Genomic DNA, 24,199 nt, shown 5'->3' with positions numbered 1-24,199 from the left:
GGACCGAGGGCGGCGGAGCTCAGTCATAGCGGGCCTCCGCGGTCCACGCTCCGGAGTCGCACACGAGGAGCCAGGCGACGCCCTCGGCATCGACCACCTGGAACCGGTGCGCGCGACGGGCGCGCGCAGCATCCCACCCCCGCTCGACGATCGGCCACGGCCCCGCCCACGACTCGATCGCCCGGCGACGCCCCGATTCGGTGAGCACGGCGGGGACGGCCGTCACCCGGCCGCGGTCATCGACCGCGACCGCTCCCCCCGGAGGCGCCGCCGCCACCTCGACCGGACGCGGAGCGGGGAAGACCGTCGTCGGCAGCGGATCGGGGAGGCTCCCCGGCCAGGGACGCGACCGCTCCTTCGTGGTGACGACGCGATCGCCCCACGGCACGAGCACCTGCCGCTCGCTGAGCCACCGCCCTCCCCCGACCTCCGGGGTCAGCACGCCACGGTGGCCGAGCATGGCCTGCACGCGCGAGAGGGCGTGGTGCACGCGCTCGTCGGTGCCGGCTCCGAAGATCGCGGGGGCATGGTGGGACGCAGCATCCACCGCCGCAGGCTCGATGCGCACGCGGGCGACCCCACTGGTGAGCATGCCCGTGCCGGCGTCTTCGGCGAGCTGCCAGCGCACCCGGTCGACGACGGCCGCCGCATCGAACCGACCCGGATGCAGCCACACCCGCTCGCTGCGCTCCCCCCGGTCGCCGAAGAGCTCGACGCGCAGCTCGGTGCAGACGAGATCGATCGCCCCGAGCTTCTCGATGAAGGCGTCGGCCGCCTGGCGCACGCCGAACGCGACCTGATCGGCGAGCTCGAGCGGCGGCTCGAACACGACCTCGCGATCGAGCTCGGGCGGAGGCGTGCGCGGGTCGACGGCACGAGGGTCGAGCCCTGCCGCGAGCTGATGCAGCCGGATGCCGCGGTCGCCGAACCTCTCGCGCACCCGCTCGGCCTCCATCGCGGCGAATCCGCCCAGCGTCTGCACGCCGAGGCGCGCGAGCAGCCCCACGACGTCGTCGGCGTCGAGGCTCGTGATGGGCAGCGGTGCGAGGAACCCGCCCGCCCCTCCCGACGGCACGAGGCAGATCGGATCGGAGGGCCCGGTGCCGGCACGCGCGGCCTGCTCGGCCGTGAAAGGACCATCGGCGATGCCTGCCCGCACTCCTTCGAGCCCGGCCTCGTAGAGCGCATCGAGCAGTGCGATCGCCGCGTTCTGCTCGCTGCCGTAGTACCGCGACGGGCCGCGCGCTCGGAGCGCGCACAGGCCAGGCCGCACGATCTGCACGCCCGGCGCGATCTCCTCGATGCGCGCCACCAGCGGAGCGAACGCACGATGGTCGCGCACGGGATCGGCGGCGATCACGGAGAGGTGCGGGCAGCGGGCCTGCGCATCACGACGCCGCAGGCCCCTGCGCACGCCCTCGGCGCGGGCCGCCGTCGAGCACGCGACGACCTCGTTCTTCTCGAACACCGCGACCGCGCGCGCCGGATCGACGGCGCCTTCGCGGGCGAGGGCCGTGACCGGCCAGTCGGGGAACCACAGCACGATGCTGCGGATCGGGCCGTCGCGCATCAGCCGACCGCCTCGAGCAGAGGAGCGAACCGGTCGACGTCGTGGGGACGATCGGCGACCGGGGCCAACACACCGGCGGGAGGCGCCGACTGGATCGTTCCGTCGGCGGCGGGGAGCAGCATCCGACCCGTGCGCGCCACGGGCCACCGCCTGCTCGACGAGCGCACCGTGACCTCGCGCCCCGACAGGTAGCCGTGACCGCGCCCCAGTCCCGACCACGACGGCCGCTCGATCTCGAGCACCGCCTCGGCCTGCGGCCAGGCGCCCTGCACCAGCAGCACCGAGCCGCGGTCGCGGAGTCGCGCGGCCAGCCGCGACACGTCTCCGTCGGAGACCCGCGACGACGGGCGCACCGCGATGACCGGCAGCACCTCGGCCACCGTCGCCGCGACGGCGAGCCATCTCGGCCCCGGATCGGGGATCAGCACGAGGCGCGACAGATCGACACCGAGCCGCTCGGCCGCCTCCGCCCCGAGTTCGGGGATGCCGACGGCACCGCACCACGACCCGGCCTGCGAGGCGCCGGCGAGCAGGGCGAGCAGGAGCGACGTGGAGGGAGCGAGCGAGTACGCGGCACCCGGGCGGAGTCCGCCACCGGGCAGCAGAGCGGCCAGCGCAGGATGGACGGGCAGCACCGGCGCATCGAGCTTGCGCCCCTGCATCCGCTCGACACCGGCACGCAGCCGTTCGAGTTCGGACCCCTGCTCCTGCCGGAGCGCTTCGTTCGCCACGATCGCCCTCATCACGTCAGCCTAGAACAGATGTTCTAGTGTTTCAACGACAAGGTCGAACGTATCTCCCACCTCGGACATCGTCCGAGGCATCCGGAATCAGCCGGTCAGCTGCCCCGTGGTCGCGATGCGCGCGAAGCCGCCCGCCTGCAGATCGAGGGCCGTCGTGGCCATGAGCTCGTCGGCCGTGCGCGTGACGACGCCGAGTCCCGCGACATCCGTCTGCAGATCGAAGGTGCGCGTGGCGTCGAGCACGACCGTCACGTCGTAGCCGAGATTGCCCGCCATCCGGGCGGTCGTCTCGACGCACATGTTGGTCTGGATGCCGCAGATCACGAGCTCGGACACCCCCTCGGACTGCAGCCAGGCGTGCAGATCGACGTCTCCGTAGAACGCGGAGTTGACGTTCTTCGTGACGAACAGCGCCGGCTCCACCGCCGCGACGACGTCGACCAGCGCATTGCCGGGCGTGCCCGCCTGCAGCGGCGAGCCGGGAGACGTCGAATCGTGCCGCACCACCACGATCGGCTCACCGGAGGCCTGCCAGGCGCCGACCAGGGCGCCCACGTTCTGCTCGCACGCCGGATTGGTCGTCGCCCCCCACACCGGGTCGTCGAAGCCGCGCTGCATGTCGATCACGATGAGGGTTCTGGGCATGCCTCCATCCCATCACGGGAGACAGGGGTGACGGATGCCGGCATCCGTCGCATTCCTGCCGATCCACTTCGTCGATGTCCTCCTTCACGCCCGTTGAGCGGCCTCATACCGACGGGAAGTGCGACATCGAGGGACGGCGGAGATAGAGGAAGGGTGATGACGGCGGCGGCCCGCGGGCGACGCGAGGGCAGCGACCCGAGGATGATCCCGCCCAGCACGAGTGCCATGCCCACGGCCTGCGGCAGCCCGAACGCCTCGCCGGCGATCAGCACGCCCAGCGCGACGCCCGTCACAGGATTGAGCAGTCCGATGATCCCGACCGGACCCGGCTGGAGGTGCCGCAACCCGGCGAACCACGCCGCATACGCCAGTGCCGTCGCGACGAGCGTGACATACGCGAAGCCGAGCGTCGACGGGAGCGTGAGCACGGGCGGCGCCCCCTCGACGATCAGCGCTACCGGGACGAGCACCACCGAGCCGCCCAGCAGCTGCCACGCGGCCATGGGAAGGGCGGCCACATCCTCCCCCCAGCGCACCGTGAGCACGAATCCGAGCGACGACGCCGTCATCGCCCCGAGCGAGGCCGCGACTCCCCACGGATCGACGCCGCCCCCGTCGAGGCCGAGCATGAGGCCGACGCCGACCAATCCGATGGCCGCGCCGATCACCGCGACCAGCCGCGGTCGCTGCCGGAGCATGGCCCAGGCGAACAGCATCATGCAGGCGGCGGATGTCGACATCAGGGTGGCTGCGGTGCTCGAGGGCAATCGTTGCCCGGCGATGTAGATGAGCACGAAGGAGCCGCCGACGTTGAGCGTGCCGAGCACGAGCGACCGCCACCACCACGCGCCGCGCGGGAGCCTGCGCGCGAGCAGGAGGACGATGAGTCCGGCAGGCAGTGCCCGCAGCACACTCCCCCACAGCGGAGCGTCCGGGGGGAGGAGGTGACGGGTGACGAAGTAGGTGCTGCCCCACGACCGGGGCGAGGGCGGTCACCAGCATCCAGCGCACGCGATTATCTTCCACGGAAGCAATAATACCTTCCGTGGAAGAGATCTGGTACCGTCGCGGGATGATGCCTGCGGAGAACGCCCCCGACCGCGTCGCTCAGATCATGGAGGAGTGGCGTCGCGAGCGCCCCGACATCGACCCGAGCCCGCAAGGGGTCATCGGACGCCTGCACCGCCTGGCGCTCGCGCTCACCGCGCAGATCACCCCGGTGTACGGGGAATGGGGGCTCAGCGAAGCCGAATTCGATCTCCTCGCGACGCTGCGACGCGCGGGCGCGCCGTACGCCCGCCCCGCCGGCGAGCTGGCCGGTCACACCATGGTGACCACCGGTGGACTCACGAAGCGGGTCGACCGCCTCATCGAGCGAGGGCTCGTCGAGCGCGACGCCGCGGCCGACGACGCCCGTCGCCGACTCGTGCGCCTCACACCCGCCGGTCTCGACGTGATCGATGAGGCCTTCGCCGCGCACATGGCGAACGAGCACCGGCTGATCTCCGAACTGGGAGCGACGGATGCCGCGGCGCTCGAACCGATCCTGAGCCGATGGCTCGACATCCTCGACGACGCCTGACGACCAGCGACCGCACCGCCCCTACGCGGCGAGCTCCAGGTACGGCTCCCACTGGGGCTCCGCGCGCTCGGTGCCGCGCACCGTCCAGTGCGCACCCCGCGGAGGCCGCGGCACGAGACGCAGCTCCCACCCCATCTCCTGCGGGGTCTTGTCGCCCTTCACGTTGTTGCAGCGCAGGCAGCACGCGACGAGGTTCTCCCACGAGTCCGCTCCCCCGCGCGACCGCGGCAGGATGTGGTCGATCGTCGACGCCGCCTTGCCGCAGTATCCGCAGCGGTGAGCATCGCGCCGGAGCACTCCTCGGCGGGTGACGGGCACGACGCGCGAACCCGGGATGCGCACGTACCGCGTCAGGACGATGACCGCAGGTCTGTCGTAGGCGGCCCGAGCCCCCCAGACGGGTCTGCCGTCGATGTGCTCGATGACGGTGGCCTTCTCGTTCATCACGAGCACGAGCGCCCGCTTGAACGACACCACGGCGAGAGGCTCATAGCCCGCGTTCAGCACCAGAGTGCGCATTTCTCATCCTCTCGAACGGCCGGGACGGCTTCCCGGTTGTTCGGTTCCGACGATTCGAGGGGCGCAGGGGCATGAAAAAAGGCGCTGTCTACAGACAGCGCCCTGGACGCGCGGCAGCACCGCGGCATCCCGTCACACGATGCCGAAGGACAAGCAGACCGAGTGCATCCATGGTTCGGATGCGAGGTGTGCAATCCATCGGCGCCCTCCGCTTCTCTCAGCGTCGGCTTTCAGGCTAACGCACGCCTCCGACGGGAGGGCCGTACGCCCGGGTGAACGCCCGGTGGCGTGTCGGCGACGACGGGTCAGCCGGCGTTCGCCTGGAGCCACGCGAGGGGATCGACGAGACCTCCGTTGATCTTCACCTCGAAGTGCGTGTGCGTCGCGGTGGCGTTGCCGGTCTTGCCGACCTGGCCGAGCAGCTGACCGGCCGAGACGGTCTGTCCGGCGCTCACGACGCGCGATCCGTAGATCATGTGGGCGTAGGTGGTCGAGACGACCTGGCCGCCCACGACGGAGTCGATCATCACGACGGCGCCGTAGCTGCCGCCGCTGTCGGTCGAGGTGCGGACGACACCCGCTGCGGCGGCGAAGATCGGGGTGCCGGCCGGGGCCATCATGTCGAAGCCGTTGTGGCCCGAGCGACCCGGCGGGCGGAACGTGTTGAACCACTCGTACGAGAACGACGTGAGCGGCCAGCGGACCTCGCCCGAACCGGGAGCGGTCATCGACAGGTCGATCGACGCGACGCGGCTGCCACCGCGCGACACCGAGGCTGCGAGCGCCTTCGCGCGGGCGGCGGCGGCCTCTTCGGCCTTCTTCTTGTCGATCTCCTCCTGCGTCGTGGCGGCGTAGCTCTCACGCGTCAGGGTGGTGGCGGTGGCGTCGGATGCCACGACGAGCGACTGCGCATCGTCGGCGGCGACCTGCTGCAGCGTCATGGCTTCGGCGGCCGGCGGGCGTGTGCTGAAGGCGGGGAGCGCGATGGCGACCACGAGACCGCCGACGACGCTCAGGATGACGAGACTGCGCAGCGGCTTGGCCGTCGTGCGCGGCGACGTCGACGACTTCGCGACGCGCGCGGGACGGCTCTTCGCACGAGGGATGCGGGGCGCCTTCACAGGGGTCGCTGCCCGTCGTCCGCTCCGTCGCGAAACACCGGTGTCGGTGCGTTCTTCGACGGCGTTCTCGCCCTCGGACGATCCAGTCTCTTCAGCCAAGCTTTCCTCCGGCGCCTCTGCGCCGTGGCGCTTGGCTCGTCAGCAATCTGCTCGAGGGCACGTTGTGTCGGGGCACAGTGTGCGATTTCGTCTCCCGAGCGACGAGCCGTTGAGGCGACTCGAGAGGCGGTCCGACGGCGGGCTTCTCGCCTGTGGACCCTCTGAGGCTACCGGAATGTCACGTTTCTGTCACATTGGGTTCCTGGCAACCCCCTGGACATCAGCCCCGGTCGTCCACCAGGAAGATGTGCGAAGCGACCTCGACGGGCAGCTCGAGGCCCTCGTCGCTGCCGGCCATCTCGACGAGGACGTACCCCTCGCTGTAGCGGAACGCCCCCGATGCGCCGGGCACGACGCCCGCGTTCTTGAGCTGCTGGAGCAGCTCCGGATCGACCTGCACGGGCTCTGCGAGTCGGCGCACGGTGCCCTCGATGGGCTCCCCCGCCTCGTTCATGCGGCGCACGAGACCCACGACGCCCTGATCGAAGGTGATCGCGGGGATGTCGCCGAGCTGGTCGAGTCCGGGGATCGGATTGCCGTAGGGCGACTCGGTGGGATGCCCGAGCAGCTCGACGAGCCGGCGCTCGACCTGCTCGCTCATGACGTGCTCCCAGCGGCAGGCCTCTTCATGCACGTAGGCCCAGTCGAGCCCGATGACATCGGACAGGAGTCGCTCGGCGAGACGGTGCTTGCGCATCACGTCGACGGCCTTCTGGCGTCCCGAGCCCGTGAGCTCGAGCGTGCGGTCGTCCGACACGACGACGAGTCCGTCGCGCTCCATGCGTCCCACGGTCTGCGAGACGGTGGGACCGGAGTGCCCGAGACGCTCGGAGATGCGCGCACGGAGGGGCACGATCCCCTCCTCTTCGAGCTCGAGGATCGTGCGCAGGTACATCTCGGTCGTGTCGATGAGATCGGTCATGTGTGGGTCCTCGCAAGGGCTGATCGTGACCTTCAAGCCTACCCATCAGCCGGATGCCGCGGCACGGCGGGGGTGGTTACGCCCGGTCACACGGAAAGGGCGCCGTGCCGCGCGGTTCTAGACTCTGGTCATGGCCAACGTGATGCTGCCCCGCGAGATCCTCCCCACCGATGGACGCTTCGGCTGCGGCCCGTCGAAGGTGCGCGACGCCCAGCTCGACGCGCTCGCCGGCCCCGGGCGCTCTCTGCTCGGCACGTCGCACCGCCAGGCACCGGTGAAGGACCTCGTCGCCCAGGTGCGCATCCAGTTGAGCGATCTGTTCCGCGCCCCGAACGGCTACGAGATCATCCTCGGCAACGGCGGGTCGACGGCGTTCTGGGATGCCGCGGCCTTCGGCCTCATCGACAAGCGCAGCCAGAACCTGGTGTTCGGCGAGTTCGGGTCGAAGTTCGCCTCCGCCGCGAAGGCCCCCTGGCTCGAGGCGCCCGATGTGCGCTCGGCCGACCCCGGCACCCGCACGACCGCCGAGGCCGTCGAGGGCGTCGACGTGTATGCGTGGCCGCACAACGAGACCTCGACGGGCGTGTCCGCACCCGTGCGCCGCGTCGACGGCGACGAAGGCGCGCTGACCGTCATCGACGCCACCAGCGCGGCGGGCGGCATCAACTTCCGCGCATCCGAGTCCGACGTGTACTACTTCGCGCCGCAGAAGAACCTCGGCTCGGACGGCGGCCTCTGGTTCGCGCTCGTGTCGCCGGCCGCCATCGAGCGGATCGAGCGGATCGCGGCATCCGGCCGGTACATCCCCGAGTTCCTGAGCCTCAAGAACGCGCTCGACAACTCGCGCCTCAACCAGACACTGAACACGCCCGCGCTCACGACGCTGTTCCTCCTCGACAAGCAGCTCGAGTGGATCACGTCGAACGGCGGCCTGGCGTGGGCGGACTCCCGCACGCGCGAGTCGTCGCAGACGCTGTACGACTGGGCCGCGGCGTCCTCGTTCGCCACCCCCTTCGTCGCCCACCCCGAAGACCGCTCCTCGGTCGTCGTCACGATCGACTTCGACGACACCGTCGACGCCGCGGCGGTCGCCAAGAGCCTGCGTGCGAACGGGATCGTCGACACCGAGCCCTACCGCAAGCTCGGACGCAACCAGCTGCGCGTCGCGACGTTCGTCTCGATCGAGCCCGACGACGTGCGCCAGCTGACGCGCTGCATCGACTACACCGTCGAGCGCATCAACGGCTGAGGTCGCGGCTCAGTAGCTGCGGTCGCCCTCGTCGTCGGGGTCGTCGAACTCGTCGTCTTCGTCCGAGTCGTCCTCGTCCTCGTCCTCGTCGGAGTCGTCTTCGTCCGAGTCGTCCTCGTCCGAGTCGTCCTCGTCCGAGTCGTCCTCGTCGGACTCCTCCGCAGCGGAGTCGTCGGCGTCGTCCTCGTCGGGGTCGAGCGCGTCGATGTCGACGCCGTCGACGTCGCCCGCGTGCAGGATCGGCGAGCCGTCGCGGTCGAAGTCCGCGGCATCCAGGTCTTCGACGTCGTCGAGATCCTCGTCGTCGTCGCCCTCGTCGTCGGCGGCGTCGTCTCCGGCCGCCTCCGCCAGGGCGATCTGCGCGGCCTGGTACTCCGCCAGGCGCTCCGCCCACGGAAGCCAGTCCGGGGCCAGCAGCGCCCCGTCGCCGGGCAGGAGCTCGACTTCGAGCACCGTCGGCTCGGCGTCTTCCACGCGGGCGAGACTGACCGTCCAGAACCATCCGGGGTAGCCGTCGAGGCGATTGGCGAAGCGGAGCGACACGACGCCGTCGGCCTCGCCCGCGTAGCCCGCGGGCGCGCCGATCGAGCTCTCGGGGGTGATCTCGCGCAGCGCGGCGAGCGCCAGGTCGTGCGCGTTCAGCAGCGTCTCATCGGGCACGACCGGCTCGACGGGCGCGGCAACGACCCCCTCGTCGTCGGACGCCTCGATGACGACCTGGAGCGGCGCCTCGGCGACCGCGGACTCGGAGGCATCCGAGTCGACGTCTGCCGACTCGCGTGCGTCGGACTGCTCAGGCTTCGAAGTCATCGGCGACCTTGCGCAGCACGGCCGCGATCTTCTTCGCCTGCGGACCGTTGGGGTAGCGGCCTCGGCGCAGATCGCCGCCGATGCCGTCGAGGAGCTTCACGAGGTCTTCGACGATGATCGCCATGTCGTCGGCCGACGTGCGCGAGCGCTTCGACAGGCTCACGGGGGCCTCGAGGACGCGCACCGAGAGCGCCTGCAGTCCGCGCTTGCCGTCGGCGACGCCGAACTCGAGTCGCGTGCCCTGCTTGGGCGACGGTGAACCTGCGGGCAGGGCTGTGGCGTGCAGGAAGACGTCCTGGCCGTCATCCGTGGTGATGAAGCCGAACCCCTTCTCCTCGTCGTAGAACCTGACCTTGCCGGTGGGCATGAGAACCTCGCTGGAGATGCGCCCGCGCGACGCGGGCAGGGTGGAACCGGAGTCGAACGACCCCACCCTCCAGCCTAGAGCACGGCAGGATCTCAGGCCGTGGGCGACGAGCCCAGAAGGTAGGCTGATCCGGATGAGCACGCAGACTCCCGGCGACGTCCCCGTCCGCCGCATCGACCGCATCCTGGCCTTCATGTCGCTGGGGCTGCTGGTGCTGTCGATCGTGTGCTTCTTCGCGATCATGATCGGCACCGCGGCCGGCATGGAGCAGGCCGACTACGGCACGGGCATCTGGCCCCTCCTGGGCGTCTTGGTGTACATCGCGCCGATCATCGCGTTCATCCTCCTCATCTCGGTCGTGATCATGGCCTTCGTGCGGAGGGCACGCGCGAACAGGGGCCGCTGACCCCGTGGTCGATGCGTCCGACGAACGCACCCTGGCGAACCGGCTCGCGGGGCTCTCCTCCGACGCGCTGTCCGATCTCCTGCGCGTCCGCAGCGTCTCCCCCACGGTCGGGTGGCGCGACTTCTTCGACGCCGCCGAGGCTCTGCTCGACGCGGCATCCGTCGATCGCGTCCTGATCCGGATGCCCCGGCCCCGCCTGGATGCCCTGACCGCCGCGATCGACGCGGGCGTCCCCGCGGCGGCCGACGAGCGCGACACCCTCGTCGCCGAAGGACTCGCACGGGAGGACGGCACCCCGTTCCGCGTGGTCGCCACGCGACTGGCCGCCCTGCGCGCCCTCCACGACGAGGCGTTCGCGGCACCGGCTGCCGACGCCCCCTCGGCGATGACCGACCCCCGCGGTGAAGCAGCGGCCGCCGAGCGCGCGTTCTCGAGCGTCGGAGCGCTCGCCGACCTGCTGCTCGCGACGCTGCACCGCCCGCTCGCCCTGACGGCGGCCGGCAGCGTCAGTGCCGTGGACCGCAAGCGCCTCGTCGAATCGGGCGCCGTCGACACCCCCGAGCAGCTCGACGACCTGCTCTCCGCCGCATCCGCCGCCGATCTCGCGCACACCGAGGGTCGCGAATGGCTCGTGAGCGATCTCGGTTCGCAGTGGCTCGCGCTGTCGACCGCAGACCGCTGGGAGAGGATCGCCGCCGGCTTCGTGGGCGCGCTGCCCGCGCCGCTGCGCACACCCGAGGGCGGGTGCATTCCATATGCGGCATGGACCGGCGCCTTCCCCCTCGACCCCGACTGGCCCGAACGGTCCGCTCGGCTGGAGCGCTTCACCATCGCCTGGGGCCTGCGCACACCCACCGGCGACGAGACGCCGTGGGGATCCGCCGTGCGGACGCGTGGAGTCGTGGATTCGTCCTCGCTCGTCGCGCATCTCCCGCCCGAGATCGACCGCATCTACCTCCAGGCCGATCTCAGCGCGATCGCGCCCGGGCCGCTCGCCCCCCACCTCGATCTGCGCCTGCGCGGAATCGCCGTGCGGGAATCGCGGGCCCAGGCATCCACGTACCGCTTCACCGCCGAGTCGCTCGAGGGCGGGATGACCGAAGGCGAGACGGCCGAGTCGATCCGCGCGTTCCTGACCGAGCTCTCGCTCACCGGCATCCCGCAGCCCCTCGCCTACCTGATCGAGAGCACCGCCGCTCGCCACGGCCTCGTCCGCGTGCGGACCGACGACGTGCGCACGCGCGTGGAGAGTGCGGATGCCGGACTCCTCGCCGCGATCGAGGTCGACCAGGCGCTGCGTCCGCTCGGGCTCCTGCGCGAAGACGGGCATCTCACGTCGCGTGTCGCGCGGGATGCCGTGTACTGGTCGCTCGTCGATGCCCGCTACCCCGTCGTGGCCGTCGACACCGACGGCGCCCTCCAGTCGCTGCACCGGCACCGTCTCGCCCGGTCGACGGACGCCGCCGGCGGCGGAGATCCGTACGCCGCGCTCATCGCCCGCCTGCAGACGGCGCGCGGCGACGACGTCGAGGCGGACTGGCGCGAGCGCGAACTCGACCAGGCGGTACGCGCGCGCTCGGTGGTCGCGGTCGTCGTGCGGCTCCCCGACGGCAGCTCCCGCGAGTTCGTGCTGGAGGCCACCGGACTCGGCGGCGGGCGACTCCGGGGGCGCGATCGCGCGGCCGACATCGAGCGCACGCTGCCGGTCTCCAGCATCGAGAGCGTGCGCCCGGTCTGACCGACGCGACAGGCGCCGGGCGACGCCGCTGCGCCGCCCGCCCCGGTAGACTGGCACGTTATGGCTGACGGTCCCCTCATCGTGCAGAGCGACCGCACGGTTCTGCTCGAAGTAGCGCACCCCGACGCGGAGAGCGCGCGGCACGAGCTGGCGATCTTCGCCGAGCTCGAGCGCGCTCCCGAGCACATCCACACGTACCGCATCACCCGCCTCGGCCTGTGGAACGCCCGCGCGGCCGGACACGACGCCGAAGACATGCTCGCGACGCTCGACAAGTGGTCGCGCTTCCCTGTGCCGCCGTCGGTGTCGATCGACATCCGCGAGACCGTGGGCCGCTACGGCCGCCTTGTGATCGAGCGCAACGACGAGGGCGAGCTGGTGCTGCGGGCGACGGATGCCGCGGTGCTCGCCGAGGTCTCCAAGAACAAGCGCATCCAGCCGCTGCTGCTCGGCCACCCCTCCCCCGGCGTTTTCCTCGTGGACGCGTGGGCGCGCGGCCACATCAAGCAGGAGCTGCTGAAGATCGGGTGGCCCGCGGAAGACCTCGCCGGCTACACGCCGGGCACTCCGCATCCCATCGAGCTCGATGAGAGCGGCTGGAGCCTGCGTCCATACCAGCGCGAGGCCGTCGACAAGTTCACCGACGGCGGCTCGGGCGTCGTCGTGCTCCCCTGCGGCGCCGGCAAGACGCTCGTGGGCGCCGCCGCGATGGCCGACACCAAGACCACGACGCTCATCCTCGTGACCAACACGGTGAGCGCGCGCCAGTGGCGCGACGAGCTCCTCAAGCGCACGACGCTCACGCCGGAGGAGATCGGCGAGTACTCGGGCCAGGTCAAGGAGATCAAGCCCGTCACGATCGCGACCTACCAGATCCTCACCGCCAAGCGCGGTGGTCAGTACGCCCACCTCGCGCTGCTCGACGCCCTCGACTGGGGACTCGTGCTCTACGACGAGGTGCATCTGCTCCCGGCCCCCGTGTTCAAGCTCACCGCCGATCTGCAGGCCCGGCGCCGCCTCGGGCTCACCGCGACCCTCGTGCGCGAAGACGGCCGCGAGGGCGACGTGTTCAGCCTCATCGGCCCCAAGCGCTTCGACGCGCCGTGGAAGGAGATCGAGGCCCAGGGCTTCATCTCGCCCGCCGCCTGCTACGAAGTGCGCGTCGACCTGCCCGCGGGCGACCGCCTCGAGTACGCCGCGTCGGCCGACGACGAGCGCTACCGCCTCGCGGCGACCGCGCACGCGAAGATCGACGTCGTCAAGCAGCTCGTCGAGCGCCACAAGGGCGAGCGCATCCTCGTGATCGGGCAGTACCTCGACCAGATCGACATCCTCGCCGAAGCTCTCGATGCCCCCCAGATCACGGGTGCGACGCCGGTCGACGAGCGCGAGCAGCTCTACCAGGCGTTCCGCGTCGGCGAGATCGACCTGCTCGTCGTCTCGAAGGTCGCGAACTTCTCGATCGACCTGCCCGAGGCATCCGTCGCCATCCAGGTGTCGGGCTCGTTCGGATCGCGCCAGGAGGAGGCCCAGCGCCTCGGACGCCTCCTGCGCCCGAAGGAGAGTGGCCACACCGCGAGCTTCTACACGCTCATCGCCCGCGACACGGTCGATCAGGACTTCGCCCAGAACCGTCAGAGGTTCCTGGCGGAGCAGGGCTACGCGTACACGATCCTCGACGCGGACTCGCTCGCGGCCTGAGGACGCGTCAGGCGCAGCGTGCGCCGGAGCCGCGTGCGGCGGAACAGCCACTCCACGACGCCGACGTACGCGACGATCACGAGGGCCGACCACACGAAGCTCGCGACGCCCGGCGAGGTCGCGTTGACGTCGGCGAGGCCTGCGAGACCCATCAGGAACGCCATCAGGTTGTTCACGACGTGCAGGGCGATGGCGGCCTCGAGCCCGCCGGTGCGCCACGTGAGCCATCCGGCCGCGATCGCGAACACCGCGACGCTCGCCTGACCGAGCGGGTCGTAGAGGTGGCCCGCGACGAACAGGGGCACCGGCAGCAGGATCGCGAAGGCAGGATGCCGCAGCCAGCGCCCGATGGACTGCATGAGGTAGCCGCGGAACACGTACTCCTCGGCGGCGGCCTGCAGCGGGACGATCAGCAGCAGCACGAGGAACGTGAGCCACAGCTGCGGATTGTCCTCGGGTGCCACGACGGAGCCCGACGCGTCCACGGCCTCGGCGGGCAGCAGCATCGACACGGCGGTCAGTGCGACGGCGACCACCACGGCCGCCGCGGCGCACCCCAGCATCCATCCCCACCGGAGCCTGCCCGCCGCCGACGAGACGAGCCCGACGCGGCGTCCGTTCACGATGAGGGAGGCCAGCACATACGCCGGCAGCATGAGGGCGATCGAGCCCAGCAGCACGGCGATGACGAGCGGATCGGTCAGATCGAACACGACGTCCTCGGTGAGCGAGAGGATGCCGGAGCCGCCGTCGGGGTCGGAGAGCGTCGCGACGATGACGGCGACCGCGGCCACACCGGTCATCGCCAGGTAGAGCGCGACCCCGAGGAGACCGACCACGAGCGGGGTCCACCAGCCCGTCCGGCGACGGGCGAAGACGAGGCGGTGGTACGGCAGTCCGGAGCCGAACGCCTCATCGGGCAGCCGGCGCGCAGGCGCGGGCGCCGCCGGGGGCGGGGACGGGAGGGACGGAGCGGCGGGAGTCGTCACCGTTCCATCATGAAGGAGGGCACGCTGAGCACCTCCTCCATGCGCGCGGATGCCGACGCACGGGCGCCGATCCGCCCGATATCCAGCAAGCTCATCGACTGCGGTGCCAATATGGGCCTATGACCGCACCGCGCATCCTCGTCGTGGACGACGAGCCGAACATCCGCGACCTGCTCATCACGAGCCTCCGGTTCGCCGGATTCCAGGTCCGGGCCGTCTCGAACGGAGCCCAGACGATCTCGGCCGTCCTCGAAGAGGAACCCGACCTGATCATCCTCGACGTCATGCTCCCCGACATGAACGGGTTCAGCGTCACGAAGAGGCTCCGCGGAGCCGGCTACACGGCGCCCATCCTCTTCCTCACCGCGAAGGACGAGACCGAGGACAAGATCACGGGACTGAACGCGGGCGGCGACGACTACGTCACGAAGCCCTTCAGTCTCGACGAGATCGTCGCGCGCATCCAGGCGATCCTGCGCCGCACGATGCAGGCCGACGAGGAATCCGTCATCCGCGCCGGCGAGCTCTCGATGGACCAGGACACGCACGACGTGCTGGTCGGGGATGTCTCGATCGACCTGAGCCCCACCGAGTTCAAGCTGCTGCGCTACCTCATGCTCAACCCCAACCGCGTGCTGTCGAAGGCGCAGATCCTCGATCACGTGTGGGAGTACGACTTCAACGGCGACGCCGGCATCGTGGAGAGCTACATCTCCTATCTCCGCCGTAAGATCGATCCGCACTCCAGCGAGCCGCTCATCCAGACCAAGCGCGGTTTCGGCTACATGCTGAAGGCGGGCAAGTCGGCCTAGGCCGCGAACCGAGGAGGCCGCCCTGGCGCGGAAGACCGACACGGTCACCCGGTGGTGGCGCGGGCTCAGCCTGCGCGCCAAGGTCACCGGGGTCACTGTCGCGCTCCTCGTCGTGGGGCTCGTCGCCGCCGGCGTCGGCACGATGGCCTTCCTGCGCAACACGCTGCTGCAGAACCTCGAGATCGCGCTCGAGCAGGCGGTGCCGACGGATGTCGCGAGCGGCCTCATCGACATCGAGGTCGACGAGTCGGGACAGCCCGACTTCCGGGTGAAGCAGAACGTCGCCCCCAGCGACACGTGGGTCGCGATGTACGACCGCAACGGCGCTCTGGTCATCACCGCCGGCGGCAACGACGACTCCCGCGCCCCGGTGTTCCCCGAGGTCTTCACGCCCGAGAAGACCGCGACGCAGGGCACGTCGACGTTCTCGCTCCCGAGCACCGATGGCGGCTCGGGCTTCCGGGCGGCGGTCGACATCTATCCGATCGAAGACGTCGGCGACTTCTACACGCAGCTGATCGCGCGCCCGGTGGCCCCGATCAACCAGGTCGTCGGCACGTTCCTCGGCATCTACGGCATCCTCGCCCTCATCACGGTCGTCGGCGGCGCGCTCCTCACCCGCTGGCTCGTGACCCTCACGTTCCGCAGCCTCGGCCAGGTGGAGACCACCGCCATGGCCATCGCGGCCGGCGACTTCAGCCAGCGTCTGAGCGACATCGAGCCGACCACCACCGAGGTCGGCCGACTCAAGACCGCGCTCAACGCGATGCTCGGGCGGGTGGATGCCGCGATCACGCAGCGCGATTCGACCGTGCGGCAGATGCGCCGCTTCATCGGCGACGCGAGCCACGAGCTGCGCACGCCGCTGGTGACCGTCCGCGGCTGGGCCGAGCTGTACCGCATGGGGGCGATCTCGGGCGATGACGACATCGCCCAGGCCATGGACCGCATCGAGAGCGAGGCCAAGCGCATGGGGCTGCTGGTGGAGGACCTCCTCGCCCTCGCCCGCCTCGACGAGCGCCGGGACGTGGTGTTCGCCCCCGTCGATCTCCGTCCCGTGGCGAGGGATGCCGCCCTTGATGTGCGGGCGACGTCATCCCAGCGGCTCGTGACCGTGACCGACACGACGATCGAGCGCACGCCGCGCGACGACGATGAAGCCCGTTCCGACGATCCCGCCACTCCGCCGAGACGACGAGGAGGACCCGCCGCGCCGCGCCGCGGTGCGGCCGCGGGTCTCTCGCTCCTGCGCCGCAAGCCCCGTCCTGTCCCCGCGACGCAGGCCACGGGGTCGTCCGAGGTGCCGCCGATGGCGCCGCTCGACCTCTCCGCTCCGGAGATCGGTCCCGCCTCGACGCCGCCCATCGTGCTCGGCGACGAGAACCGCATCCGCCAGGTGGTGGCGAACCTCCTCGGAAACGCCAAGCGCTTCACGGCGGAGGACTCCCCCATCGACCTCCGGGTCGGCGTCGACACGGTCGCCGGCATGGGGTGGATCGAAGTGGCCGACCACGGCGAAGGCATCCCCGATCAGATCAAGGACAAGATCTTCCAGCGGTTCTGGCGCGCCGACACATCGCGCGCCCGCGAGACGGGCGGCACCGGCCTCGGACTGTCGATCGTGTCGTCGATCGTCGACGCACTGCACGGCCGCGTCTACGTGACAGACACCCCCGGCGGCGGGGCGACGTTCCACGTGGAGTTCCCGCTCGCGCAGGCACGGGATGCCTCGGAGCACCTCCACCTCGAGACGCAGCCGATCGCGCGGCTCCGCCTCGACGACGACATCTGATCCGTTCCTCCCCCGTCCGGGCGGAGCGGGCGCTCTCCCCAGACGGAGCGGACGACGACGGATGCCGCGCGGGCGCCTCCTACCGTGGGCTCACACCCTCGAACCAAGGAGCCCGAATTGGCCGTCTTCTCCGTCGACAGCGACGCCGTCCTCACCGCGACCGCACAGGTGCGCGGCACCGCCGACCGCCTCCAGGCCGAGTCGCACGCGATGCTCGCGCATCTGACGCAGCTGCAATCGCAGTGGACGGGCTCGGCATCCGTCGCGTTCGTCGGCGTCGTCGACCGCTGGCGCGCGACCCAGCGGCAGGTCGAGCAGTCGCTCGCCGACATCAGCATGGCGCTCGGCGTCGCCGGCCGACAGTACGCCGAAGCCGAGCAGGCCACGGCGAGCCTGTTCCGCTGACACGCGGCCCCACCCTGCCCGAGCGCACGAAGAAGGGCCCCTCCCGGAGGAGGGGCCCTTCTTGCGGATTCAGATCAGCGAGGCTGGATCAGAAGTCCATGCCACCCGACGGGTCACCCATGGGAGCGGGCGCCTTCTCGGGCTTGTCGGCGACGACGGCCTCGGTCGTGAGGAACAGACCGGCGATCGACGCGGCGTTCTGCAGCGCCGAGCGCGTCACCTTGGCCGGGTCGATGATGCCCTGGGCGAAGAGGTCGCCGTACTCGCCGGTTGCGGCGTTGAGGCCCCACCCTGCTTCGAGCTCGGACACCTTGTTCGCCACGACACCGGGCTCGAGGCCCGCGTTGAGGGCGATCTGCTTCAGCGGAGCCTCGATCGCGACGCGCACGATGTTCGCACCCGTGGCCTCGTCACCCGTGAGGGTGAGTCCGTCGAGGGCCTTCTTGCCGGCCTGGATGAGCGCGACGCCACCACCGGGGACGATGCCCTCCTCGACGGCTGCCTTCGCGTTGCGGACGGCGTCCTCGATGCGGTGCTTGCGCTCCTTGAGCTCGACCTCGGTCGCGGCTCCGGCCTTGATGACGGCGACGCCACCGGCGAGCTTCGCGAGGCGCTCCTGGAGCTTCTCGCGGTCGTAGTCGCTGTCGGTGTTGTCGATCTCGCGGCGGATCTGCGTGACACGGCCCTCGAGCTGCGCGGCGTCGCCGGCACCCTCGATGATCGTGGTCTCGTCCTTCGTGACGATGACCTTGCGGGCACGGCCAAGAAGGTCGACCGTCGCGTTCTCGAGCTTGAGGCCCACCTCTTCGGTGATGACCTGTCCACCCGTGAGGATCGCGATGTCCTGCAGCTGCGCCTTGCGACGGTCGCCGAAGCCGGGAGCCTTGACGGCGACCGACTTGAAGATGCCGCGGATCTTGTTGAGCACGAGAGTCGCAAGCGCCTCGCCCTCGACGTCCTCGGCGATGATGACGAGCTCCTTGCCCTCCTGGATCACCTTGTCGACGATCGGCAGAAGGTCCTTGATGTTGGAGATCTTCTGGTTCGCGATCAGGATGTACGGGTCTTCGAAGACCGCTTCCTGACGCTCCGGGTCGGTGACGAAGTAGGGGTTGATGTAGCCCTTGTCGAAGCGCATGCCCTCGGTGAGCTCGAGCTCGGTGCCGAAGGTCTGCGACTCCTCGACCGTGACGACGCCTTCCTTGCCCACCTTGTCGATGGCCTCGGCGATCAGGGCGCCGATCTCGGGGTCTGCGGCGGAGATCGACGCGGTCGCGGCGATCTGCTCCTTCGACTCGACGGGCTTCGCCGAAGCGAGCAGCTCGTCGGAGATGGCCTGGACGGCCTTCTCGATGCCCTTCTTGAGCGAGATCGGGTCGGCGCCGGCCGCGACGTTGCGCAGGCCTTCCTTGACGAGCGCCTGAGCGAGGACCGTCGCCGTCGTGGTGCCGTCACCGGCGACGTCGTCGGTCTTCTTGGCGACCTCCTTGACCAGCTCGGCGCCGATCTTCTCGAACGGGTCGTCGAGCTCGATCTCCTTGGCGATCGAGACACCGTCGTTCGTGATCGTGGGGGCGCCCCACTTCTTCTCGAGCACGACGTTGCGACCGCGCGGGCCAAGCGTCACCTTGACGGCGTCGGCCAGGATGTTGAGGCCGCGCTCGAGGCCGCGGCGGGCCTCCTCATCGAAAGCGATGATCTTTGCCATGTGTGTGTCGTCCCTCCCGGACGTTGGGGGTGAAGTATTAGCACTCAGATAGACCGAGTGCTAATCCATTCTGGCACTCGCACATGCCGAGTGCAAGCCGGGCGGGAGGTCCGGACGCACGAAGACGGGATGCCTCGCGGCATCCCGTCTTCGGAGAGGTGTGCGGGTCAGACCGGCCGGACGGCCTCCGCCTGCGGGCCCTTCTGTCCGGTGCCGACCGTGAACTCCACGGCCTGCCCCTCTTCGAGGACGCGGAATCCCGACATGTCGATGTTGGAGTAGTGGACGAAGACGTCCTGACCTCCGGGGACGGTGATGAAGCCGAACCCCTTCTCGGCGTTGAACCACTTGACGGTGCCCTGGGTCATGTCATTTCTCCTGTTGCTGACGATCACGAGAATCGTATGCAGTCGGGACGGGGCGAACACCCCGGTTCCGGCCACTGTTGACACGCGCGCATCCAAGTGTTTACGCGCAGGAAACACGCACTGCGCACGACCGCCGATCGAGACTCAGGGAGTGGGCGCGGGCGTTGCTCCGGCCGCCGTGCGATCGAGACCGATCACGATCGTGAGCAGCTTCGCGTCGGGCGTGTCGATGGGCTGGTAGACGTCGGTCTGGGCGATGGCCGCCCCGCCGATGACCTGGGCGAGGCCGAGCGCCGCCGCCTCGTCTTCGGGGTAGGCGTAGTAGACGGTCGTCTCGGCGAAGTCCTCCGAGCCCGCATCGCTCGCGGTCACCGTGTCGGTGAGCCATCCGGCCGCCACCACGACATCCTTCATCTGCGTCGCAAGGCCGCTCTCGGGCGTCGCGTTCAAGACCATCACGCTGTACGAGGTGTCGACGACGGGCGTGACCACGGGTGCCGGAGTCGCGGTGGGCGACGGGGTCGGGAACAGCACGACGCGACCCGAGGCGAGGAGAGTGCCGAAGATCCCGACGGCGATGAGGACGACCGTCGCGAGCGCCGCCCACAGGAAGACGACCCACCCGCGCATGCGGGGCTGCTCGGCACGGTGGGCGCCGACGCGCCCGGTGTCAGCGGGGAGGTCGTCGAAGCGGTCCCGGGGGAAGGTCGTTTTCGGCACGTGACGATGCTACCGGCAGGGCACCTGGGAGCCCGCGGCGTGCCGCCCCGGTGGGCCGGAAGCCGTCGTCAGAGCGGTGCGCCCGCACCCCGCGCGACGCGGGTCTGCACGCGCGAGTCCCGCAGGCGCCGCAGCCGGCCGGCGAGCAGAGGATCGTGCTCCTGCGCCTCCGTCGTGTCGATCAGGCGGCCGAGCAGCTGGTAGTACCGCGCCGGCGACAGGCCGAGGTCGGAGCGGATGGCCTCCTCCTTCGCTCCTCCGTGGCGTCGCCAGTTCGCCTCGAACTCGAGGATCGAGCGATCGCGGTCGGAGAGGGGCACGGATCGACGGTACCTCCGCATCTCGCGCGGGCCGGCGCGCCACTCCGCCGACGTCGATCGGGGAGGCAGCCGTGCGTTCGATGCGCTCGAAATCGCTGATGAACTTCGCGCTCACACAGGGGGCTTCAGCGCAGGCGAGGTCGCCCGCCGAGGTGGCAGACGGCGTCGCCTCTACCGCCGTGACGCGGCGAGAACCGCCACCTCGCACGAGCGCTCCCGCCGAGGTGGCAGACGAGGTCGCCTCCACCGCCGCGACGCGGCGAGAACTGCCACCTCCGCACACGGCCCGAGCGGGGCGGATGCCGCGGTCAGGCGCGGCCCGGAAGCCAGTCCACCCGGGCACCCAGGGGATCGACAGCGGCCAGAGGATCCCCGTCGCGGCTGAGCACGAACCCGTCCCACGTCGCGGGGTCGACGCCGGAGACCTCGCCGAGCAGTCCGGGCGGATCGATCGAGATCCACACCGCGTCGAGGGAGCGCAGAGTGGCGATCAGTCGCTCCCGGCCCGCTCGGGGGATGTGCGGCAGCACGCCGGGGGTCGTCACGACGAGCGTCGCGTCGCGCGGGGCGCGGGAGGCGGCATCCTGGAGCACATCGGGATCGGTGGCGTCGCCGCGGAGCAGAAGAGGCGGGGCGGATGCCGCGATGTCGAGGGCCGCCGTGATGCGCTCCGCACGCCCCCGCTCCCCCGGCCACACGAGCGTCGTGAGGAACCGCCGGTCGTGCGGCTCGGCCGCATCGAGGGGCTCGAGGTCGATGCCCGCCCGCCAGACGACATCGGGGAGGCGGATATCCGGGTCGCCCGAGACGGCGCTGTGGAGCACGACCGACGACGCGCCGTCGGGCGGGTCGATCGACGGCCCGCCGGCGTAGCGGTACGAGTACCGGTCGGGGAACAGACAGAGGCCCGCGCTCGCGCCGATCTCCAGCAGCGCGACGGGTCCGTCGACCGTAGAGAGCGCCGGGAGCAGGGCCGCGCACCGCAGCGGCTCGTTCGTCTGCACGCTCCGCCGCGAGGTCTCGGCGACGAACTCGTCCTCGTGCGACGCGATCCAGGCGGCGAGAGCCCCGTAGCCGGCTTCCGGCGCCCCGAGCAGCCGGGCCACGGCGAACACGAGCGGCGGCTGGCGATGGCCGGCCGGGATGCGCGCCAGCACCCGCGCGGTCTGCGCATCGTCTGCGATGCCCGCCGCCCACCGCGCGTACAGCGGGGACCTTCCCGCCGCCTCGTCGCGCGCGAACCGCTCGAAGCGGCTCTGCACGGCGAGGGTCTCGGCATCCATCGCTCCATTCTGGGCGAACCGGCAGGCGCAGGCGGCGCCGGCGGGCTCGGACTCGGGTTGAATGGTCGGGAAGGAGCGCGACATGACTTACGAAGTTTCCAAGACCGACGCCGAGTGGCGCGAGCAGCTCACCGCCCAGCAGTACGCGGTGCTGCGCGAGGCCGGCACCGAACGGGCGTGGACGGGCGAACTGCTCGACGAGTCCCGGGCGGGCCTGTACACGTGCGCCGCGTGCGGGTCGGAGCTGTTCAAGAGCGGGACGAAGTTCGACTCCCACTGCGGATGGCCGAGCTTCTACGAGTCGATCCGGCCCGATGCGGTGGAGCTCCTCGAGGACCGCGCCCACGGGATGGTGCGCACGGAGGTACGCTGCGCCACGTGCGGCTCGCACCTGGGACATGTGTTCCCCGACGGCTTCGGCACGCCCACGGGCGACCGCTACTGCATGAACTCCCTCTCGCTCGATTTCACTCCGGCGCCCGAAGACGAGTCGTGACGAGCGCATTCGAGGCGGTGCGCGACCGTCAGTCGCTCTCGAAGGTCACGGATGTCGCCCCCTCCCCCGGCGAGGTGCTGACACTGGTCGCGGCCGCGGGTCGCGTCGCCGACCACTCGTCGCTGCGACCGTGGCGGCTCATCGAGCTGCGTGGCCGTGACCGCGAGCGCCTCGGCGCCGCGATCGCCAAGGCCGAAGGCGACAAGAAGCCCTCGACCAAGCCGCTGCGCGCACCCCTGCTCATCGCCGTCGTCGCGAGCTACCGCAAGAGCAAGGTCGCGCGATGGGAGCAGGAGGCTGTGGCCTCCGGCGTGGCCCACATGCTCAGCCTGCTGCTCGACGACGCCGGATGGGGCGTGTTCTGGCGCACGGCCGGCTCCGCCACGCGGTCGAAGCCCGTCGCGAAGCTCCATGGCCTGGACAAGAACGAAGAGCTCCTCGGCTGGCTGTACGTCGGCGGCAAGCCGGAGCGCTCGCGCCCCGGGCGACGCAAGCCCGTCGACGCGAGCCGCTTCGTCTCCCGCCTGCCGGGTTCGGAGAAGCCCGCTCCCCGCGTGGGTGCGGTCATCGCGGGGGAAGCGGATGCCTCCTCCCCGTCCACGGACGGGAGCGAGAAGAAGTCCGACCGCTCGAAGAAGTCCGGCACATCGAAGAAGTCCGGCACATCCAAGAAGCACGGCGGCTCGAAGAAATCCGTGAAGGCGAAGACGCACAAGAAGTCGACGAAGGCGGCCGAGCGGGACGACTCCGCGCAGTAGCCGTCACCCGCTGCGGCGCATCCGACCCCAGGGCGCCGCCGCCACCGCGACCGACGCGAGCGCGAGGACGACCATGACGGTCTCCTGCAGGATGCCGGGACTCCCGGCTGCGGGCCAGACCGCGTCGATGACCACCGATGTGACGAGCTGCCCCACGACGGAGCCGAGGCCGAGCAGCAGCACGCCCGTGGACGCCACGACGGCCGCCGACAGGAAGATGTAGACCACACCCGTCGCCCCGCCGAGGTAGATCCACGGGTCCGTCGGGAACACCGCCGGTCCGCCCACGAATCCCACGTGCACGAGCGCCGCGAGGACGAGCAGCACCGTCCCGCCCGCGAAGTTCACGAGGGTCGCGGTGAGCGGGGTGCCCACGCGCTGCCGCAGGCGCCCGTTCGTGCCCTGCTGCCAGGAGATGCCGACCCCGGCGAAGAACGGCAGCACGAGCATCCACCACGGGATGCCGCGCACGGCGTCTCCGAACAGCGACAGCGCCACGGCGGCCAGCGCGAGGACTCCTCCGACCAGGCGCGGCACCGTCACGGCGACCACGCCCGCGGGACCGAAACCGATGCGGTCGAGCACGAGTCCGCAGACGGCCTGGCCGGCGACGACGCCGACGGAGAACAGCGAGACGCCGATGATCCCCACCGCGAGGCCCTGCGTGGCGACCGTGAACGCCCCTGCCGCGCCGCCCGCGAGCATCCACCACGGGATGCGGTGCCCGCGCACCCCCGAGACGAGGGTGCGCACGCCTCGCCGTCCGCCGGGGAGCGCCAGCGAGAGCACGATGAGGATCAGCAGACCGGAGCCGAACGACACGGCAGCCGCGACGAATCCGTCTTCGAGTCGCACGCCGAGCACGCCGTTGATCCGCGCTTGGAGGGCCGTGAGGATCCCGATCAGGATCGCTGCAGCCAGCGCGAGCCACAGCGGGAGCGCGCGCGCCGGTGCGGCGGAGGCGTCGCCGGAGATCACGAGCCGACTACGGGACTCGAACCCGTAACCCCCTAATTACAAGTTAGGTGCGCTACCAATTGCGCCAAGTCGGCAGAGGCCCGAGTCTACCGGGCGAT

General features: G+C 70.6%; 25 protein-coding genes, 1 tRNA gene and 1 pseudogene. 10 read left to right on the top strand and 17 right to left on the bottom strand.

Translation table 11 applies throughout. From position 1 onward, the window contains the following. Positions 1–19 precede the first annotated feature (19 nt). From B0B14_RS03190 to B0B14_RS03175, 4 genes are all read right to left on the bottom strand, one after another. Positions 20–1,570 carry a DNA polymerase Y family protein gene (locus B0B14_RS03190; RefSeq protein WP_076680065.1) on the bottom strand — a complete coding sequence of 517 codons (1,551 nt, stop codon included), beginning with the start codon at positions 1,568–1,570 and terminating at the stop codon, positions 20–22. Continuing rightward, on the bottom strand, positions 1,570–2,313 hold the full coding sequence (locus B0B14_RS03185) for a hypothetical protein (RefSeq protein WP_076680064.1): 744 nt from the start codon (positions 2,311–2,313) through the stop codon (positions 1,570–1,572). The genes B0B14_RS03190 and B0B14_RS03185 overlap by 1 nt, the downstream gene beginning before the upstream one ends. An 87-nt stretch (positions 2,314–2,400) precedes the next feature. Then, positions 2,401–2,958 carry a cysteine hydrolase family protein gene (locus B0B14_RS03180; RefSeq protein ID WP_076680063.1) on the bottom strand — a complete coding sequence of 186 codons (558 nt, stop codon included), beginning with the start codon at positions 2,956–2,958 and terminating at the stop codon, positions 2,401–2,403. Beyond that, positions 2,937–3,881 carry a DMT family transporter gene (locus B0B14_RS03175; RefSeq protein ID WP_256714333.1) on the bottom strand — a complete coding sequence of 315 codons (945 nt, stop codon included), beginning with the start codon at positions 3,879–3,881 and terminating at the stop codon, positions 2,937–2,939. The genes B0B14_RS03180 and B0B14_RS03175 overlap by 22 nt, the downstream gene beginning before the upstream one ends. A gap of 149 nt (positions 3,882–4,030) precedes the next feature. On the opposite strand from B0B14_RS03175, the gene B0B14_RS03170 reads away from it, so the two are divergent. Then, the gene (locus B0B14_RS03170; protein WP_143733672.1) at positions 4,031–4,540 is read left to right on the top strand and encodes a MarR family winged helix-turn-helix transcriptional regulator; all 510 of its coding nucleotides are present in this window, start codon (positions 4,031–4,033) and stop codon (positions 4,538–4,540) included. A gap of 21 nt (positions 4,541–4,561) precedes the next feature. On the opposite strand, the gene B0B14_RS03165 is transcribed toward B0B14_RS03170, so the two are convergent. The 3 genes from B0B14_RS03165 to B0B14_RS03155 form a co-directional block, all read right to left on the bottom strand. Further along, a complete protein-coding gene (locus B0B14_RS03165) occupies positions 4,562–5,059 on the bottom strand; it encodes an HNH endonuclease (RefSeq protein ID WP_076680062.1) in 498 nt (165 codons plus the stop codon). Positions 5,060–5,364: 305 nt separating this feature from the next. Next, a complete protein-coding gene (locus B0B14_RS03160; protein WP_083710301.1) occupies positions 5,365–6,279 on the bottom strand; it encodes a M23 family metallopeptidase in 915 nt (304 codons plus the stop codon). A gap of 220 nt (positions 6,280–6,499) precedes the next feature. Beyond that, positions 6,500–7,201: an iron-dependent transcriptional repressor DtxR gene (locus B0B14_RS03155; RefSeq protein WP_076680061.1), complete on the bottom strand. Its 702-nt coding sequence runs from the start codon at positions 7,199–7,201 to the stop codon at positions 6,500–6,502. Between the two features lie 130 nt (positions 7,202–7,331). Between B0B14_RS03155 and serC the strand changes: the two genes are divergently transcribed. Then, the gene (gene serC, locus B0B14_RS03150) at positions 7,332–8,450 is read left to right on the top strand and encodes a phosphoserine transaminase (RefSeq protein ID WP_076680060.1); all 1,119 of its coding nucleotides are present in this window, start codon (positions 7,332–7,334) and stop codon (positions 8,448–8,450) included. 9 nt (positions 8,451–8,459) lie between these two features. On the opposite strand, the gene B0B14_RS03145 is transcribed toward serC, so the two are convergent. Beyond that, positions 8,460–9,260 (bottom strand): DUF3027 domain-containing protein, encoded by an 801-nt coding sequence (locus B0B14_RS03145; RefSeq protein WP_076680059.1) that lies wholly within the window; start codon positions 9,258–9,260, stop codon positions 8,460–8,462. Next, the gene (locus B0B14_RS03140) at positions 9,244–9,627 is read right to left on the bottom strand and encodes a cold-shock protein (RefSeq protein ID WP_076681237.1); all 384 of its coding nucleotides are present in this window, start codon (positions 9,625–9,627) and stop codon (positions 9,244–9,246) included. Before B0B14_RS03140 ends, B0B14_RS03145 begins: the two co-directional genes overlap by 17 nt. Positions 9,628–9,760: 133 nt before the next feature. On the opposite strand from B0B14_RS03140, the gene B0B14_RS03135 reads away from it, so the two are divergent. The 3 genes from B0B14_RS03135 to B0B14_RS03125 are packed head-to-tail and all read left to right on the top strand — an operon-like array spanning position 9,761 to position 13,472. Beyond that, positions 9,761–10,033 carry a multidrug ABC transporter ATPase gene (locus B0B14_RS03135; protein ID WP_076680058.1) on the top strand — a complete coding sequence of 91 codons (273 nt, stop codon included), beginning with the start codon at positions 9,761–9,763 and terminating at the stop codon, positions 10,031–10,033. Positions 10,034–10,037: 4 nt separating this feature from the next. Continuing rightward, entirely contained in the window at positions 10,038–11,771 is a 1,734-nt protein-coding gene (locus B0B14_RS03130; protein WP_076680057.1) for a helicase-associated domain-containing protein, read from the top strand. Positions 11,772–11,831: 60 nt separating this feature from the next. Then, positions 11,832–13,472, top strand: a complete 1,641-nt coding sequence (locus B0B14_RS03125) for a DNA repair helicase XPB (protein WP_076680056.1) — start codon at positions 11,832–11,834, stop codon at positions 13,470–13,472. On the opposite strand, the gene B0B14_RS03120 is transcribed toward B0B14_RS03125, so the two are convergent. Beyond that, positions 13,430–14,461 carry a CPBP family intramembrane glutamic endopeptidase gene (locus B0B14_RS03120; protein ID WP_076680055.1) on the bottom strand — a complete coding sequence of 344 codons (1,032 nt, stop codon included), beginning with the start codon at positions 14,459–14,461 and terminating at the stop codon, positions 13,430–13,432. The genes B0B14_RS03125 and B0B14_RS03120 overlap by 43 nt on opposite strands. A 119-nt stretch (positions 14,462–14,580) precedes the next feature. On the opposite strand from B0B14_RS03120, the gene B0B14_RS03115 reads away from it, so the two are divergent. The 3 genes from B0B14_RS03115 to B0B14_RS03105 all read left to right on the top strand — a co-directional run bounded on the left by B0B14_RS03115 (position 14,581) and on the right by B0B14_RS03105 (position 17,470). Then, positions 14,581–15,273 carry a response regulator transcription factor gene (locus B0B14_RS03115; RefSeq protein WP_076680054.1) on the top strand — a complete coding sequence of 231 codons (693 nt, stop codon included), beginning with the start codon at positions 14,581–14,583 and terminating at the stop codon, positions 15,271–15,273. 142 nt (positions 15,274–15,415) lie between these two features. Then, the gene (locus B0B14_RS03110; protein WP_076681236.1) at positions 15,416–17,065 is read left to right on the top strand and encodes a sensor histidine kinase; all 1,650 of its coding nucleotides are present in this window, start codon (positions 15,416–15,418) and stop codon (positions 17,063–17,065) included. Positions 17,066–17,182: 117 nt separating this feature from the next. Then, positions 17,183–17,470, top strand: a complete 288-nt coding sequence (locus tag B0B14_RS03105; RefSeq protein ID WP_076680053.1) for a WXG100 family type VII secretion target — start codon at positions 17,183–17,185, stop codon at positions 17,468–17,470. Between the two features lie 88 nt (positions 17,471–17,558). Here the strand turns inward: B0B14_RS03105 and groL are convergent, their stop codons facing one another. The 5 genes from groL to B0B14_RS03080 form a co-directional block, all read right to left on the bottom strand. After that, complete coding sequence (groL, locus tag B0B14_RS03100; protein ID WP_076680052.1) at positions 17,559–19,178, bottom strand: chaperonin GroEL; 1,620 nt, start codon at positions 19,176–19,178, stop codon at positions 17,559–17,561. Positions 19,179–19,345: 167 nt separating this feature from the next. Then, positions 19,346–19,546 carry a cold-shock protein gene (locus B0B14_RS03095; protein ID WP_076680051.1) on the bottom strand — a complete coding sequence of 67 codons (201 nt, stop codon included), beginning with the start codon at positions 19,544–19,546 and terminating at the stop codon, positions 19,346–19,348. A 144-nt stretch (positions 19,547–19,690) separates the two neighbouring features. Continuing rightward, positions 19,691–20,266, bottom strand: coding sequence for a LytR C-terminal domain-containing protein (locus tag B0B14_RS03090; RefSeq protein ID WP_076680050.1), 576 nt, complete (start codon positions 20,264–20,266; stop codon positions 19,691–19,693). 68 nt (positions 20,267–20,334) lie between these two features. Beyond that, entirely contained in the window at positions 20,335–20,586 is a 252-nt protein-coding gene (locus B0B14_RS03085) for a DUF3263 domain-containing protein (RefSeq protein WP_179085260.1), read from the bottom strand. 308 nt (positions 20,587–20,894) lie between these two features. Next, a complete protein-coding gene (locus B0B14_RS03080; RefSeq protein WP_076680048.1) occupies positions 20,895–21,869 on the bottom strand; it encodes a DUF2332 domain-containing protein in 975 nt (324 codons plus the stop codon). 82 nt (positions 21,870–21,951) lie between these two features. On the opposite strand from B0B14_RS03080, the gene msrB reads away from it, so the two are divergent. Both msrB and B0B14_RS03070 read left to right on the top strand, forming a co-directional pair. Further along, entirely contained in the window at positions 21,952–22,365 is a 414-nt protein-coding gene (gene msrB, locus B0B14_RS03075; protein WP_076680047.1) for a peptide-methionine (R)-S-oxide reductase MsrB, read from the top strand. Then, positions 22,362–22,907, top strand: a pseudogene (locus B0B14_RS03070) (nitroreductase family protein); the annotation flags it as partial. The gene msrB and the pseudogene B0B14_RS03070, both read left to right, overlap by 4 nt. Before the next feature lie 219 nt (positions 22,908–23,126). Here the strand turns inward: B0B14_RS03070 and B0B14_RS03065 are convergent. Together B0B14_RS03065 and B0B14_RS03060 are read right to left on the bottom strand one after the other, a co-directional pair. Then, positions 23,127–24,101 carry a DMT family transporter gene (locus B0B14_RS03065; RefSeq protein ID WP_256714231.1) on the bottom strand — a complete coding sequence of 325 codons (975 nt, stop codon included), beginning with the start codon at positions 24,099–24,101 and terminating at the stop codon, positions 23,127–23,129. Between the two features lies 1 nt (position 24,102). Further along, positions 24,103–24,175 (bottom strand) — tRNA-Thr (locus tag B0B14_RS03060). Positions 24,176–24,199 lie beyond the last annotated feature (24 nt).

Origin of the sequence: Microbacterium sp. RU33B, from assembly GCF_900155915.1 — a bacterium.
In the GTDB taxonomy this organism is placed as follows: Bacteria; Actinomycetota; Actinomycetes; order Actinomycetales; family Microbacteriaceae; genus Microbacterium.
The sequence above is the reverse complement of the archived record's forward strand: the minus strand, read 5'-3'. Positions and strand labels throughout refer to the sequence as shown.

Excerpts from the sequence above, each read along its gene's own strand:
- groL (WP_076680052.1), bottom strand. The coding sequence starts at position 19,178 with ATGGCAAAGATCATCGCTTTCGATGAGGAGGCCCGCCGCGGCCTCGAG.
- B0B14_RS03115 (WP_076680054.1), top strand. The coding sequence starts at position 14,581 with ATGACCGCACCGCGCATCCTCGTCGTGGACGACGAGCCGAACATCCGC.
- B0B14_RS03170 (WP_143733672.1), top strand. The coding sequence starts at position 4,031 with ATGATGCCTGCGGAGAACGCCCCCGACCGCGTCGCTCAGATCATGGAG.
- B0B14_RS03155 (WP_076680061.1), bottom strand. The coding sequence starts at position 7,201 with ATGACCGATCTCATCGACACGACCGAGATGTACCTGCGCACGATCCTC.
- B0B14_RS03185 (WP_076680064.1), bottom strand. The coding sequence starts at position 2,313 with ATGAGGGCGATCGTGGCGAACGAAGCGCTCCGGCAGGAGCAGGGGTCC.
- B0B14_RS03180 (WP_076680063.1), bottom strand. The coding sequence starts at position 2,958 with ATGCCCAGAACCCTCATCGTGATCGACATGCAGCGCGGCTTCGACGAC.
- B0B14_RS03165 (WP_076680062.1), bottom strand. The coding sequence starts at position 5,059 with ATGCGCACTCTGGTGCTGAACGCGGGCTATGAGCCTCTCGCCGTGGTG.
- B0B14_RS03135 (WP_076680058.1), top strand. The coding sequence starts at position 9,761 with ATGAGCACGCAGACTCCCGGCGACGTCCCCGTCCGCCGCATCGACCGC.
- B0B14_RS03080 (WP_076680048.1), bottom strand. The coding sequence starts at position 21,869 with ATGGATGCCGAGACCCTCGCCGTGCAGAGCCGCTTCGAGCGGTTCGCG.
- msrB (WP_076680047.1), top strand. The coding sequence starts at position 21,952 with ATGACTTACGAAGTTTCCAAGACCGACGCCGAGTGGCGCGAGCAGCTC.
- B0B14_RS03095 (WP_076680051.1), bottom strand. The coding sequence starts at position 19,546 with ATGACCCAGGGCACCGTCAAGTGGTTCAACGCCGAGAAGGGGTTCGGC.
- B0B14_RS03110 (WP_076681236.1), top strand. The coding sequence starts at position 15,416 with ATGGCCTTCCTGCGCAACACGCTGCTGCAGAACCTCGAGATCGCGCTC.
- B0B14_RS03140 (WP_076681237.1), bottom strand. The coding sequence starts at position 9,627 with ATGCCCACCGGCAAGGTCAGGTTCTACGACGAGGAGAAGGGGTTCGGC.
- B0B14_RS03125 (WP_076680056.1), top strand. The coding sequence starts at position 11,832 with ATGGCTGACGGTCCCCTCATCGTGCAGAGCGACCGCACGGTTCTGCTC.
- B0B14_RS03145 (WP_076680059.1), bottom strand. The coding sequence starts at position 9,260 with ATGACTTCGAAGCCTGAGCAGTCCGACGCACGCGAGTCGGCAGACGTC.
- B0B14_RS03190 (WP_076680065.1), bottom strand. The coding sequence starts at position 1,570 with ATGCGCGACGGCCCGATCCGCAGCATCGTGCTGTGGTTCCCCGACTGG.
- serC (WP_076680060.1), top strand. The coding sequence starts at position 7,332 with ATGGCCAACGTGATGCTGCCCCGCGAGATCCTCCCCACCGATGGACGC.